This window comes from Thermosulfurimonas sp. F29 (assembly GCF_019688735.1).
In the GTDB taxonomy this organism is placed as follows: Bacteria; Desulfobacterota; Thermodesulfobacteria; order Thermodesulfobacteriales; family Thermodesulfobacteriaceae; genus Thermosulfurimonas_A.
Genome location: NZ_JAIFYA010000002.1, coordinates 41,908 through 55,278, shown reverse-complemented (window position 1 = coordinate 55,278; position 13,371 = coordinate 41,908). Strand labels below are relative to the sequence as shown.

Annotated in this window: 12 protein-coding genes and 1 tRNA gene; 1 reads left to right on the top strand and 12 read right to left on the bottom strand. The window is 39.5% G+C overall.

What is annotated here, in order from left to right; genetic code table 11:
- Positions 1 to 2: 2 nt before the first annotated feature.
- From K3767_RS04825 to K3767_RS04790, 8 genes are all read right to left on the bottom strand, one after another.
- Positions 3 to 1,046, bottom strand: a complete 1,044-nt coding sequence (locus K3767_RS04825; protein WP_221172440.1) for an acyltransferase family protein — start codon at positions 1,044 to 1,046, stop codon at positions 3 to 5.
- Positions 1,043 to 2,071 (bottom strand): sulfotransferase, encoded by a 1,029-nt coding sequence (locus K3767_RS04820; RefSeq protein WP_221172439.1) that lies wholly within the window; start codon positions 2,069 to 2,071, stop codon positions 1,043 to 1,045. The genes K3767_RS04825 and K3767_RS04820 overlap by 4 nt, the downstream gene beginning before the upstream one ends.
- Positions 2,072 to 2,351: 280 nt before the next feature.
- Complete coding sequence (locus tag K3767_RS04815) at positions 2,352 to 3,569, bottom strand: O-antigen ligase (protein ID WP_221172438.1); 1,218 nt, start codon at positions 3,567 to 3,569, stop codon at positions 2,352 to 2,354.
- A 27-nt stretch (positions 3,570 to 3,596) separates the two neighbouring features.
- The gene (locus K3767_RS04810; RefSeq protein WP_221172437.1) at positions 3,597 to 4,559 is read right to left on the bottom strand and encodes a glycosyltransferase family 2 protein; all 963 of its coding nucleotides are present in this window, start codon (positions 4,557 to 4,559) and stop codon (positions 3,597 to 3,599) included.
- A gap of 3 nt (positions 4,560 to 4,562) precedes the next feature.
- Positions 4,563 to 5,711: a UDP-galactopyranose mutase gene (glf, locus tag K3767_RS04805; RefSeq protein ID WP_221172436.1), complete on the bottom strand. Its 1,149-nt coding sequence runs from the start codon at positions 5,709 to 5,711 to the stop codon at positions 4,563 to 4,565.
- Position 5,712: 1 nt separating this feature from the next.
- On the bottom strand, positions 5,713 to 6,618 hold the full coding sequence (locus K3767_RS04800) for a sulfotransferase (RefSeq protein WP_221172435.1): 906 nt from the start codon (positions 6,616 to 6,618) through the stop codon (positions 5,713 to 5,715).
- Positions 6,619 to 6,620: 2 nt separating this feature from the next.
- Positions 6,621 to 7,919, bottom strand: a complete 1,299-nt coding sequence (locus K3767_RS04795; RefSeq protein ID WP_255592267.1) for a flippase — start codon at positions 7,917 to 7,919, stop codon at positions 6,621 to 6,623.
- 587 nt (positions 7,920 to 8,506) lie between these two features.
- Positions 8,507 to 9,334: a LamG domain-containing protein gene (locus tag K3767_RS04790; protein WP_221172434.1), complete on the bottom strand. Its 828-nt coding sequence runs from the start codon at positions 9,332 to 9,334 to the stop codon at positions 8,507 to 8,509.
- A gap of 223 nt (positions 9,335 to 9,557) precedes the next feature.
- Between K3767_RS04790 and K3767_RS04785 the strand changes: the two genes are divergently transcribed.
- Positions 9,558 to 11,129 carry a radical SAM protein gene (locus tag K3767_RS04785; protein ID WP_221172433.1) on the top strand — a complete coding sequence of 524 codons (1,572 nt, stop codon included), beginning with the start codon at positions 9,558 to 9,560 and terminating at the stop codon, positions 11,127 to 11,129.
- Here K3767_RS04785 and K3767_RS04780 read toward each other — a convergent pair.
- The 4 genes from K3767_RS04780 to K3767_RS04765 all read right to left on the bottom strand — a co-directional run bounded on the left by K3767_RS04780 (position 11,106) and on the right by K3767_RS04765 (position 13,363).
- A complete protein-coding gene (locus K3767_RS04780) occupies positions 11,106 to 11,672 on the bottom strand; it encodes a PilZ domain-containing protein (protein ID WP_221172432.1) in 567 nt (188 codons plus the stop codon). The genes K3767_RS04785 and K3767_RS04780 overlap by 24 nt on opposite strands.
- Entirely contained in the window at positions 11,673 to 12,440 is a 768-nt protein-coding gene (locus K3767_RS04775) for an OmpA family protein (RefSeq protein WP_221172431.1), read from the bottom strand.
- 3 nt (positions 12,441 to 12,443) lie between these two features.
- Positions 12,444 to 13,208 carry a flagellar motor protein PomA gene (gene pomA / locus K3767_RS04770; protein ID WP_221172430.1) on the bottom strand — a complete coding sequence of 255 codons (765 nt, stop codon included), beginning with the start codon at positions 13,206 to 13,208 and terminating at the stop codon, positions 12,444 to 12,446.
- Between the two features lie 78 nt (positions 13,209 to 13,286).
- Positions 13,287 to 13,363: transfer RNA gene (locus K3767_RS04765), tRNA-Pro, on the bottom strand.
- Positions 13,364 to 13,371: the final 8 nt, after the last annotated feature.

Sequence of the window (13,371 nt, the reverse complement as noted above, 5' to 3'; positions counted from 1 at the left end):
TACTAAGGATTGCGGCCTAAAAGTAATTTATAGGCAGGCCTATAAAAACTTAAAATTTTAGCATATACTAAAGGTAAAATTACGCTTGGAACAAAAATAAAAAATATTTTTATCAAAATATTAGAAATGTTCAATAAAAGAATAAAAAATTTACAAATCACAAAAGTAGGAGCATGAAATACATATATAGCCATAGAGTTCTTACCAAAAAAGCTTAAAATTTTAACAATTAAATTCGTTTTTAACTTCGAATTGAACAAATAAGAAAATCTTATCACTATAAAAGAACCAAGTATTCCTGTTGTCCCTAAAAAACTAACATATTGAAGCAGAAAATTGTTTTTATCTTCAAAAATTAAAATTAGATAAATAAGAAAGCTAAAAATTAAAGATAACCAACTAATAAAAATATCTTCGGTAAAATAAACTTTATGAGCAAAGACATAACTAATAGCATAAAAAATAAAAAATTGACAGAACTTGTTAAATCCAAGCCAGTAAGTATTTTGAAAAAATGGATAAAAAATTTTCAAAATAATTCCTATTACTACTAAAAATATTGCTCGAAATTTAAAAATCCTGATCCATAAATATGAGAAAAAATGATAACTAAAAAGAGTAAATAAAAACCATAATACTCCAGAAGGCAAATATTTTGTATTAGATTGCTGAAAAAACAAGGCAAAAAGCATTTCTTTTAAATTAGCAAAATTAACTCCTAAATTTTGATTACCTGTCAAGTAAATGATATAACTAAACGGAAGAAACAAAAAAGATAAAGTATAAAAAGGCACCAAAAGAGAACTTGAAATTTTTTGAAGATATTTTATATGATCAAATTTTTCTTTTTCCAATCTAACCCTTTGAAAATATGCCGATATAATGAAAAAAAGAGGCATAACAAAGGAAAAAATTATTTTATTTTGAATTACCAAACAAGAATAATAAAAATTAGCATCTTGAAATCTAGCCAACACATGTCCATAGACTACCAATAAAATTCCTATCCCTTTAGCTATATCTATATATATTTCTCTCTTTTTCATAAAAATAACAAACGTCGTTTTATAGCTTTAAATATATTTCTAAATCTTTTTAAATTAAATAACAAAGTTCCTAAAGTTTTAAAAGGAAAATTTAAAAAATAATAAAACAATAGTAAAAGATTAGGCTTAACTTTTTCCAGATTATATCCCCAAAATTCCATTTCTTTTATATTAATCTTTTGACATATATATATTTCTGTTTTATTTAATCCTTTATTTTTCCAAACATTTATCACCTCTTTTCTGAAACCTTTTTTACCCTTTTTATAAACAGAAGATCCGGCCAAATGAACATCTAACATTTCATTATAAAATTCTACTTCCAAAAAATCACATATTTTTTTAATTGTTCTGTAAGGATCATTTACCAATTCTTCAAATTTTACTACTAAAACGTTTGGATGAGACAAAAAAGGCTTAATAGCCTTGGAAGCTGAATTCCAGAGCTTACTTATTGTATAAGGATGATAATTTATCCAGGAACGTATAGCTTCTTTTAGAGGCATATTACTATGCCCTAAAAATTTCATTTTCCATTTATTTTTTTGTGATAACAATATGGCCCTCGGATCTCTGAGCATATATATTACCTTTGCCTCGGGGAAATTTTCGAATATTTCTTTAAGATAATACAAATTCCTAGGAGTTTGTTCACAAGGAATTTCTTTTTTGTTTTTATTTGTTTCATAATAAAGAAAAAATTTATAAACTTCAATTGGAGAAATATCTTTTATATCATGGAAAAATGTTTGATATATAATTTGCGCTTCTCTATAATATTCATCCTTTTTATTTCTAAACCACATTCCCTCTCTCGATGATCTTAAAAGTTCTGCTAATAAATCAAGAATAGAAGACTCATTAAGAAATTTTTTAGAATCGGGATTATATAATCTTTCAAAAAAATGTAATTCTTCAAAAGAATAGATCAAAGGATGATTTCCTAATATTTTACTCATCAAAGTAGTACCACTTCTACTATTTCCAACAATATAAACTACTTTATTTGTTTTTTGCAATTCCATCTTAGATTACCAATTATTTATCTTTCAGAGACCTTTGAAAAAGGTCAAAACTAAAATTTAAGCACCCTCCAAAAACATAGTTTTATCAGAAAAAAGCTTCATCTATATACCTAAACTTACATATAAACACTAAAAACTGTTTGACAATCCCACCGTTTTGTAATATTTTTATCCAAACACACTCAACTTAATGAGTCTCTTTTAAACGATAAAATCCTTCATAGATTTATATTAAATGAGGACTATAAAAATAATAAAGTTTACATTCAATCATAGTAATTTACATGTGTTTTCCCTCAAAATTTATTAAAAAGTTATATTTTAATCCCGAAGCAATTAAAGTCATAAATAAAGGAAATAATACTACATTATTAACAATATTTTGGGGAATACTAATAATTAGCCAATAAAAAAGAGATACAATAAACAAAAAGTTTGTTTTCCAATTATTAGCTTTATTTTTAATAAAAAACAACAAAGATTTAATTAAAAAGAGGATATAAAAAATACTCCCGAATCCAATTTCAAAAAATAATCTTAAAAAATCATTGTGAGGATATATTTTTCGTCCAGTTAGAGACTGAAATACTAACTCAGTAGTTCCAATTCCAAAGCCTAAAAGAGGATGTTGCAGTATTAAATATAGCATATTTTTCCAGAAATTTATACGGCCTACAAAGGTATTTTCTGCAGGATTTTCCAATTGAAGAAATCGCAATATTATAATTGGAGAAAATATTAAAAAAATTATAGCAATAGGTAAAACAATACTTCTTAATCTTATTTTATCCCTAAAAAAGAAATATGACAAAAATATAGAAGTAGTCATAGCTATCCATGATCCACGATTTAAAGCCAAAATATAGGCTAATATCATTAAGCTTAAGAAAATCTTATATTGTTTTTCAAATCCTTCTATGGCTACTAATATTAAATTTGAAATTATTGCTAGAGAAAGAAAAATACCAAATTCATTGGCACTAGAAAAAAAACTTTTAATTCTTACTATAGGTCCATAGAATGGTTGTCCTTCTTTTAAAAAAATTTGACAAAAACCATAGAATATAGTTATTAAGGCTAAAAACACTACTGTCTTATGAATCTTCTTGAAATCTTCAGCGGATTCTATTGAATTATAAACTAATAAGTAAACGGAAATTACAGCTAAGATTTTAAAAATGAAAGCAAATGAAGCGTATAAATTAAAAGAATTTATCAAAGAAAGCAGACTCCAAAAAAGGAATAAATAAAGATATACAGAATTAGGAACAAATAAAGAAAAATCTTGCCTAAAAATACACGCCAAATACGAATAAAACAACAAAATTAAAGGCAATGGGGCATTAATAGGAAAATTCCCAAACAACGTCAAATGCTTATTCGCAAAAGGCTGAAAAAGTGTCCTAATGACAATATAAAATCTTATAAAAGCTAACGGATAAAAAGATAACAAAATTAATATCAAACTAGAAATTACAACAGCTATTTTAGGAAGCATTTTTAAAGCACTTTATAAAATAAAAACTCAAGATTTTAAAACAAATTTCAAACCGTTAGACAAACCTTTCAAGATAAAATAACAACTTTTTAAATCTAATTTTACAAAATTGAACACCAACATTCTGAAAACCTTATAAAAAATCCAAAAATAAGACTTACAAGTGAAATATCCTTCTCTTTTTAAATATAAACATAAAATAAACCTATTCCTGACAAAATAATATAAAGATTTCCCGGAAAGTTTATTTAGTTTTTTAACCTTTTTAATAAAACATATATCTCTAATATAAATATTCTTCGTAAATTTACTTGCCAAAAAACCATAAATAGTATCATCTTTTGAAATAAAAAAGCTTTTATCAGGATAACCTATCCTAGCAACAATATCTCGATGAATCAACATCCCTTCGAAACATCCAACATTTACTAAACAATAATTTAAATTTTTTTCTTTAAAAGATCTGTCTTTCAAAAAAATCTCTTTAGAACTCTTAGGATCCAAATACACTTCCCACAAAACTCTACTGCCATCTACATATTTTCTAGACGGATGAATACATTTAGAAATCTCTGCATATGACAATTGAGTCTCCAACGCCTTTGGCAAGGGCTCAACATCATCATCCATCAACCATAACCAGTCATAGCCTCTTTCGTAAGCCCTTTTTACACCCTCATGAAAACCACCAGCACCACCGGTATTTTCATGCATTCGAACATAGTAGAATTTTATATGCTGCCCATCAGTTAAGTTTTTTATCTCGAATTCTTTCTCCCAAGGCTCTAACAAATTCTCAGGAGGTAATTCTTTTATATACCCCTTCTCCAGAAGCAAGTCAGGGGTACCATCCGTAGAAGCATTGTCTATTAAATAAATTCCCTGTACCGGCCTAGTCTGTTTGCACAAAGCCTCAAGACATTCAATAAGCAAAACCTTACGGTTGTAGGTAACAACCACTGCGCAAACAGTATCTTTTGCACTGGCCATTTTTTACCTGATTCTTTCTTCAAATACCTCTAAACTTCTTATTATAACATCATCCATATCATAGTACCTATATTCTGCCAATCGTCCTACAAGAATAAGATGGTCAAATCTCTCGGCAAGTTCTTGATATTTAGCATAGACCTCCCGAGCTGCTTTATCGAAAAATGGATAATAGGGAATATCTCGCTCCGGATCATAATCTTTCGGGAACTCTTTAAGAATGACCGTCTTATTGGTCTTGATAGGATGTATGTGTTTAAATTCCGTTATCCTTGTGAAATCATAATCGTTGGGATAATTCACTACAGCTACTTCTTGAAAATATTCTTTTTCGATTATTTCGAAATGAAGATCCAAAGAGCGATAAGGTAATATCCCAAATTTGTAATCAAATAATTCATCTATCATACCCGTAAATATCAATAATCCCTTGAATTCTTGCCCCATAAAATATATCTTCCGAAATTTCCAATCGAGTCTTATGAGTTCCCGAAAATCTGTATTCAACAGAATTTTTATATTGGGATGACTTAACATCTTCTGGAAAATCTGTGTATAACCCTCTTCAGGTACACCCTGATACTTTTCCTGAAAGTATCTCTCTTCTTTACTTATAACAATAGGTACTCTGGCTGTCACTTCTGGATCGAGCTCTTCTGGCCTCTTGCCCCATTGTTTGAGAGTATAATTTAGAAAGACTTTATTGTAGATATAATTTGCTAAAAATTTTAAATCTTGATCTTCAGTTTTTTTTAATTCCAAAATCGGAATCTTTGAGCCATACTTATATTTATTCAAAAGTTTTTGCTCTAACTTATTAGCTAAAGATGGAGAAAAAATCTGATAAATTGAATTTAAATTAAACGGTATCGGGATTTTTTGGCCATCTACGAAAGCCAAAACCTTGTGATAATAAATACGCCAATCTGTAAAATTGGACACATAATCCCAGACTTCCTTATAATTTGTATGGAATATATGGGGGCCATATTTGTGTACAATTATTCCGGTCTTATCTCTATAATCGTAACAATTACCACCGATATGGTTCCTTTTTTCTATTACCAGCACTTTTTTGTTTAAAATATTCGCTATCCTTTCAGCGAGAACACTGCCAGCAAAGCCAGATCCAACTATAATATAGTTAAACATTTTACTTCAACCAGTGAGATAAATCTCTTTTTATTAACTCTTGAAGTTTTAAAATATCTTCTTTATATAATTGCTTCAAATATTCTCTAGTTTCTGGTTTCATTTGAGGTTTTTTAAGAATTTTTTGTAAAAATTTGTTTCGTAATCTTTGTCTTGTATCTCTGGGTAACATACTTTTGAGCACAAATTTGATGGGGAAGATTATAGGATTTGGTTGAACTAAAAGTTTATGCAAAAATTTATTTTTAGGAACTCCAGATATATTAAATTTTTCATTTATACTTTTAGGAACAAATGAATCATTAACTTCTAAAAATTTATAAATATCTTGCACTAACTTTAAGGGATCTTTTTTCAAATCATCATACAAATAAATCTTTACTTCTGAAAAATTTTCTAAATACGCTTTAACTTGATTATAATAAAAACCAACATCTTTATAAAACCAAGCCCATTCCCAATTAAGCAAATTCCGCCTTTCTTCTTGAGATAAAGCTTCTTCAAAAGAAAGATATTCTCTACCATCTCTCAAAAAATACAAATAATGGGAATAGGCTCTTTCGATAGGATTTCTTAAAATAATAATAATTTTCGGATCTCCCAAAAATTTTTTTATGTTTTTAATGGAGTTTCTAAAATAGTATAAATAATCAGGTGATATGTCTCCGACTGCCTTCTCCATTTTCACAGTTTCAAAAAACTTCATATAATCGTTAATATCTTTAACAATTGTTCTATTTAGATTTTCATCTCCCGGACCTCTAAAATCACCTCTCATTTGAGAAAAAAACCTCAACTCTTTCTTATCTGGCAAAAAAATTTCAGGATGCTCTTTTAAGTAATAATATAAAGATGTAGTTCCAGATTTAGCTGCTCCAACTATTAGAAAATTCGGCAGTTTAATCATAATTAATAAGCTCTTCTGAGTAAAGCAAATAATTTCCGATCTGCTTTATAAAGGCCAACAATTCTAAACAGAACAATAGCACACTCAGTTATTAAAACAACTATTGCAGCTCCTATACCCTCCATAAAATGTATAAAAATAGGAAGAAGCACTAAATGAAAGAGAGAAACATATACAATACTCGTCGTAAAAAGCCTTTTTAAATTAAAATTCAACAAAATTTGCTGCCCAATAACAGCAGAAGCAAGAATCAAAGGAACAGTAAAGATCAGAATGCGAATGATTGGAGCAGAGTCTATAAAATTTTTACCCAAGAAGATTAAAACAATTTTATAAGAGAATAGATATATAAAAACACATAAAGCAAGCTCTAGTGTTAAAAAAATCTTTAATTCCTCATTCACTATCTTAAGAGTTTTGGAAGGAGATTCTTTAGCAACTTTCGAAATAAAAGGAAACATTACTTGGAGTATCACGTTATTAAATGCTTTTATAGCATTAATTAACCTTTCGGCGGCAGAATAAATTCCAACAATAGTATTATTGGTCAATAGTCCTAAAAAAAACACATTTGAAATGGTGTAAAAACTTATACTTATTCGTGAAATAAAAATATATCCCCCTTCTTTTAATTGATGCTTTACTTCGGTCCAAGAAGGTATTTTTAAATAAATAGGAAATTTTTTAAAAGCTACCCATATTCCAAGAAGGCCGGCCGATATAATGCCAACCGAATTTAATAGCGGAACATATATATAATCAGAAACTTTTCGTATAAAAATAAAAATAGATATAGTAAACAACAATCTAGCCATCAAATTCAAAAAAGTAATGTACTTCATTCTTTCCATCCCCTGAAAAAACCATACAGGAAATAAAACTTGCCCCACTACCATTCCAAAACTCAAGTAATATATTTCCCAATCTCTTAGAAATTTTTGAAAACTAAAAACAATAATAGTCAATATCACAAGAGAAAAAATTAACAGAATCAATTTAATAATCATTACAGCACTGAAGATTTCAGAAATTCGCTCCTTGCTTTCCCGATATATCGAGATCTCTCTGGTAGCAGAAAGATTAAAGCCATAATCTGTCAAGACATTAAAATACTGCACAAAGGCCCGAGAGAAAGCTATGAGACCAAACTTTTCCGGACCCAAGACCCTAACTAAATATGGCAAAGTAATCAAAGGAAGAATATAATTTACTCCTTGAAGTAACGAAAGAGATATAAAGTTTTCAAATAACTGTTTTTTATCCTTGTTTTGAAGAAACTCTCTTACCATTCTACCTAACACTTATAACCTCAAAAACACTTAATCTCCCAACTTTAAGCTGTTGGTTACAACTATTCTGAGAGTCTCGGGAATAAAGAAAGTGGCACTAGCCTTTACCAGTTCACTAAAATACACATCTGTCTCAAACTAAAACAAAAGTTTACTAAACATCACCACTATTGGTATAGCGTTATTAATTTTTCGAGATCTTTGCAAAACTAAATCAACAATTTATTCCCGCTACAGACGCCCAGCCTACAATCCCCTCCTCATGCTAAAATCGTCATCATCCAGCAAATCTATGGCCACTCCGAAGCTCTCTACAGAGCCTTTCCCACCGTGCCGCAGGCGCCGGTAACAAGAACCCTTTTACCTGTCAAAAGCTCTCTCCACATACAACAAACTTTTACGAAAAATCTTCTATTTAAATTATTCCCTACCCTCAGGCCATAGAGGCCGATTACGGAAGAAGCTCGCAGGGGAATATATCAGAAAAATTCAAAATGACAAGTCGGATTAAGGCCACCCATTGCTGCGGACAACGAAATCCGCTATCGTTTTCACCCGGTAAAGGTTTACGGACCTGAGGAAGAAGGACGGAAAGAAATTTAGTGTCGGATCAACCCCTTTCGTAAACCAATAGCTCCGAGAAGACCACCCCCGAGAAGAAAAAGAGCAGGGGGCAGCGGAACCGGCGCCCCGTTGTAGTTATAAAGGGTGGCAATTTGATCCGAAGTAAGAGCCGTCTGCCAGAGGGTAACCTCGTCCATTACGCCGTAAAAGTAGTTGTCCGAACCCGGAAAATCGGCCCCCACATAGATAGGTGAATACTTGGCCTGAATCCCGGCGGAGATATAGGTCTCCCCCACCAGGGACCCGTCCTTATAGAAACGAAGGGTGGAGCCATTGTAGGTCACGGCCACGAAGTGAAAAACACCCTTCTCCACCATGGGGTTTGGCGTGTAGTACTGATTATACCAGCCCTCTTCTCCGAAGCGCACATGCCCCTCTCCGTTATGAAACTCGAAGTTAAAGGAATTCTCAGCACTCCCCAACTTATCGTTTCCACCCTTGCTCACAAAGGCCAGCCAGTACAATCCATCCGTATTTAAAGTGTAGGGCTTGAGCCAGCCCGCAATGGTAAAGGATCCCGTAGGCCACTTTAAAGAATCGGTATAAAAGTAAGGATAGTCATAACCCTCCTTTTGAAACTCCAAAGCGTTCCCGCGTTCACCAGAAGCAACCTGTAGGAGGTCACCTCTTACCACCGTAATATCCCTAAAATGCCCGGTTTCGTCTTTGAAAGAATTTTCCGGATCGTCAAAGGACCACCAGGCCACAAGATCATCAAGCGGAAGCGGTGTGGCCGAGGACAGAGTAAAATACCCCACCAGTCCATAAAATACCAAGGCGAAGACGAGCACCCTTTTCAACATTTGCCCACCTCCTTATACCTTCAATTTGCAAGGAGGCCCCTTCTCAACGGATAAATCATTATACTTAAACCAGAATCGCATCGTCAAGATGCCGGGGGGAGTGGTCTGAAAATGCCGTCCCGGTGGCTATAATATCGCTAAAACTCCGGGCGGTGGCAGGTAAAATCCCGCTCGGCAGGCGAGACGGCGGATCAGACCTTCGGATCCGGGGACCGGCTTGAGAATGGCTCCTACGCGCGAGAGCGGAACCATAAAAAAACGGTGGCGGGGACGCCTACCGGTGGCCCTGGTCTTTCCCAATACCTATCGCGTGGGCATGGCCAACCTGGGGTTCCTTTCCATTTACGAATTCCTGAACCGTGAGGAGGAAATCGTCTGCGAAAGGTTCTTCTGGTCAGAGGGGCTTCCCCTTCGCTCGGTGGAATCCGGACGCCCTTTAAGGGACTTCCGGGTGGTGCTTTTCTCAATACCTTTTGAGGGGGATTACCCCCGGGTGCTACGGATCCTGACAGCCGGGGACCTGCCGCTGGAGCCCTCACACCGAAAAATCCCGGTCCTGGCCGGAGGGGTGGCTATCTGGCTGAACCCTCGCCCCCTTTTTCCCTTCCTGGACGGTTTTCTTCTGGGGGAACTGGAGGTCCTGGGAAAGCCTCTCGTAGAGGCCCTTCTCTCCGGGGACACCGAACGGGAAAAACTACTGGCCAGGCTCTCCCGGGTCCCCGGATTCCTTAATCCCGAGGGCCCTTTCCCGGTCTCCATAGCCAAAGTGCCGGAGCTCACCCGCCCCCTCCTTTCCCACCTCCGCTCCCCTGAGGCGGAGTTCGGAGAAACCCAGCTCCTGGAGATCACCCGGGGTTGCGGAGAGAGCTGCCGTTTCTGTGCCGCGGGATTCATCTACAGACCCCCGCGCCGCCCTTCCCGTAAGGCCCTCTTCGAAGTCCTGGAGGAGCTTTCCCCCGGGGTAAAGGTCGGCCTCATAGGACTGGAATTTCTCAAAACCGAGGCTATCGTCGAGTTCACCTCGGAACTCCTTTCCCGGGGACACCGAATTTCGTTTTCCTCGGTGCGTCTCGACGCCCTGAGTCCGGAACTAAAACCGATCTTCCGGGAGGTTCGAACCCTCACCCTGGCCCCGGAGGCCGGAAGCGAAAGTCTCCGGCGCATTCTGAACAAACACCTCTCCGACGAGACCCTTCTACGCACCGCGGCCCTCCTCAGGGACTGGCCTAACCGGCGGCTCAAACTCTACTTCATGTTCGGACTGCCCGGAGAAACCGAAGAGGATCTCGCCGCCATCGTCCGGATGGTCTCGCGCATAAAAGAACTCTCCCGAAAAGAGATTACCGTTTCCCTGAGTCCCTTCGTACCGAAACCCTGGACTCCTTTTCAGTGGGCTCCGTTTGAAACCCCCTCGACGCTAAAAAAGAAGGCCCGACACCTGCGCCGAGCCCTCTCCGCCAGGGGGGTAAGGGTTTCCATCGAATCCATCAGGGAAGCGCAAATCCAGGCCCTGGTTTCCCGGGGAAGCGAGGTTCTCGCCCCCTTTCTCCGGGAAATGGCCCGGGGGGAGTCTCTATCCCGGGCCCTGAGAACCCTGCCCTCTTCTCCGGAGAATCTCTTCCGGGGGCCCCGGGAGCCTTTCCCCTGGGAAGAGGTCGTTCACGCCGGAATAGACCGGGAATTCCTGCGCAGGGAATGGGAACGGGCCCTTGCGGGAGAGGAATCTCCCCGCTGTCCGGCCCGAAAGAACTGCCGCGCCTGCGGGGCCTGTCTAGCCCTTTACGGTGCGTCGTGAGGCCTGGATCTGAAGAAGCTGTTTCCGGAAAACATGCTGAACCAGGCGATCCACATCCTCCTCGGTGATCCAGATGAACTTGAAGGCCGCCTCGCGCCCCTCCACCCGCACCACCTCTCCGTAGGCCCTTATGAAGTGATACTCGGGAAGGAGACCTATGTCGAACTCGAAGATCTCTCCCGGCTCGGGAAGGGGAGCCAGTTCGAAACGAATTCCCGCTCCGCTTATGTTGACCTTAACCTCCCGGAATTCTTTAAGGGCCTCGGCCTTGGCCTCGACCAGGAGACGATCGAGTTTTAAGGCCAGAATCTCTAGGATCTCCGACAGATCCCGGTTCTTTTCCCTGAGCTTCTGAAGATGATAATTAAGCCTGCGGGCCTCACCGGGGGTTCGAATGGGATCCACCCAGGGCTCCTCCTCCCCGGAGCGATAGCGGGACACCCTCTCCTGAAACTCCTCCGGGCTGATGCGTCGGTAGCGTAACAGGACCCGATCGTCGATCCGAACATGCTGTCGACTCTGGTTTTGCTCCTTCTTTGCCATTTAAGGCCCCCTGGGAATGATTTCCTGTTTCGTCTGTCCGGAAAAGGTCTGACGGTACTTCAAGAGCGGGGTCTTCCTCTGCAAGAGGATAATCTCCACCCGGCGATTGGCGGCCCGATGCCGGGGAGTGTCATTGGGATATAGAGGTCTTGACGGCCCGTAGCCCACCGCGGAAACCTGCTCCGGGACCACATAGCCCTTTTTGAGGAGGTACTCCACCACCGCGGCGGCCCGGGCCGCGGAAAGCTCCCAGTTGGAACGATAACGCCCACCCCGGGGAGGGATGTTATCGGTATGTCCGGCCACCACGATCTCCCCGTCGAAGAGCTTGAAGACCTCCCCCAGACTATCCAGAATATGCTTCGCCTGCGGGGTCAGCTCGGCACTTCCCGGGGGGAAGACCAGACGATCGTTCAGACGCAAAACCACGCGGTCCTCCAGACTCTCTATCTGGATCTGCCCCTTGATAAGTTCCAGCTTGACCGCGGATTTAAGCCTTTCCAGAAGCTCCTCCACCGTAAAGCGAGGATTGAACTCCCGCGAGACGATATCCAGCCCCTTGGGGATCTGAAATACCACCTCCTCGCGCTGGACCCCGAAGGCGTTACGGAGAGAACCGGCCACCTCCTTAAACTTGGCCACATCCATCTCGGAGAAAGAGAGAAGAAGCACGAAAAAGCACATGAGAAGGCTCATCAGATCCGAAAAGGTGGTCATCCACTTGGGAGCCCCTGCCTCACACTTGCATTTTTCCTCTTCGGCAGGCATGATTTACCCCTCGGGTCCGGAAGTTTTACGCTTCTTGGGCGGGAGGAAGGTCTGAAGAACCTCCTCCAGAACCCGGGGATTGAGCCCCTTCTGAATCCCCAGCACGCCCTCTATGATGAGCTTCCTGGTCAACTGTTCCTCCTCGGAGCGATGGGAGAGTTTGTCGGCAATGGGCAGGAAGATCAGGTTGGCCATAACCGCCCCGTAAAGGGTGGTAAGCAGGGCCACGGCCATGGCCGGCCCGATGGACTTGGGGTCCTCCATGGAACTGAGCATCTGCACCAGCCCGATCAGGGTCCCGATCATTCCGAAGGCCGGAGCCGCATCCCCCATGGACTTGAACATGTTGATCCCGGTCTCGTGCCGCTGGGCGGTGAGCTGAATCTCCTTGGAAAGCACCTCCTCGATAAAATCGGCCTCATGACCGTCCACGCAGAACATTATGGCCTTCTTGAGAAAGGGATCCTCGATGGGCTGCTTCTCGAGCTTGAGAAGTCCCTCCCGCCGGGCAATGTTGGCCAGCGTTACGATCTCCTTTATGGTCTCCTCGGGAGGCTTTATCTTGTAGAAAAAGGCCTTCATGGCTATACTTACGGACCCGAGGACCTCGTTGAGGGAGAATCGAATAAAAGTGGCGGCAATGGTTCCTCCCACGGTGATCAGAACGGATGGGATATTGATAAAGATGCCGACCTGGCCTCCTACCACTATCGAGCCCGTGAGAAGTACCATCCCCAGAATCAGCCCTACAATCGTGCCCAGATCCATAGGACCTCCTCGAGTCGGGCTAATCTATTTATCGGCCGGCCCCGAAAGGAAGTTTATCATAACTTTTAGGGATGTTGATGGTCGGGGCGGGCGGATTTGAACCGCCGACCCCCTGCTCCCAAGGCAGGTGCGCTGCCAGGCTGCGCTACGCCCCGTTCGAAAA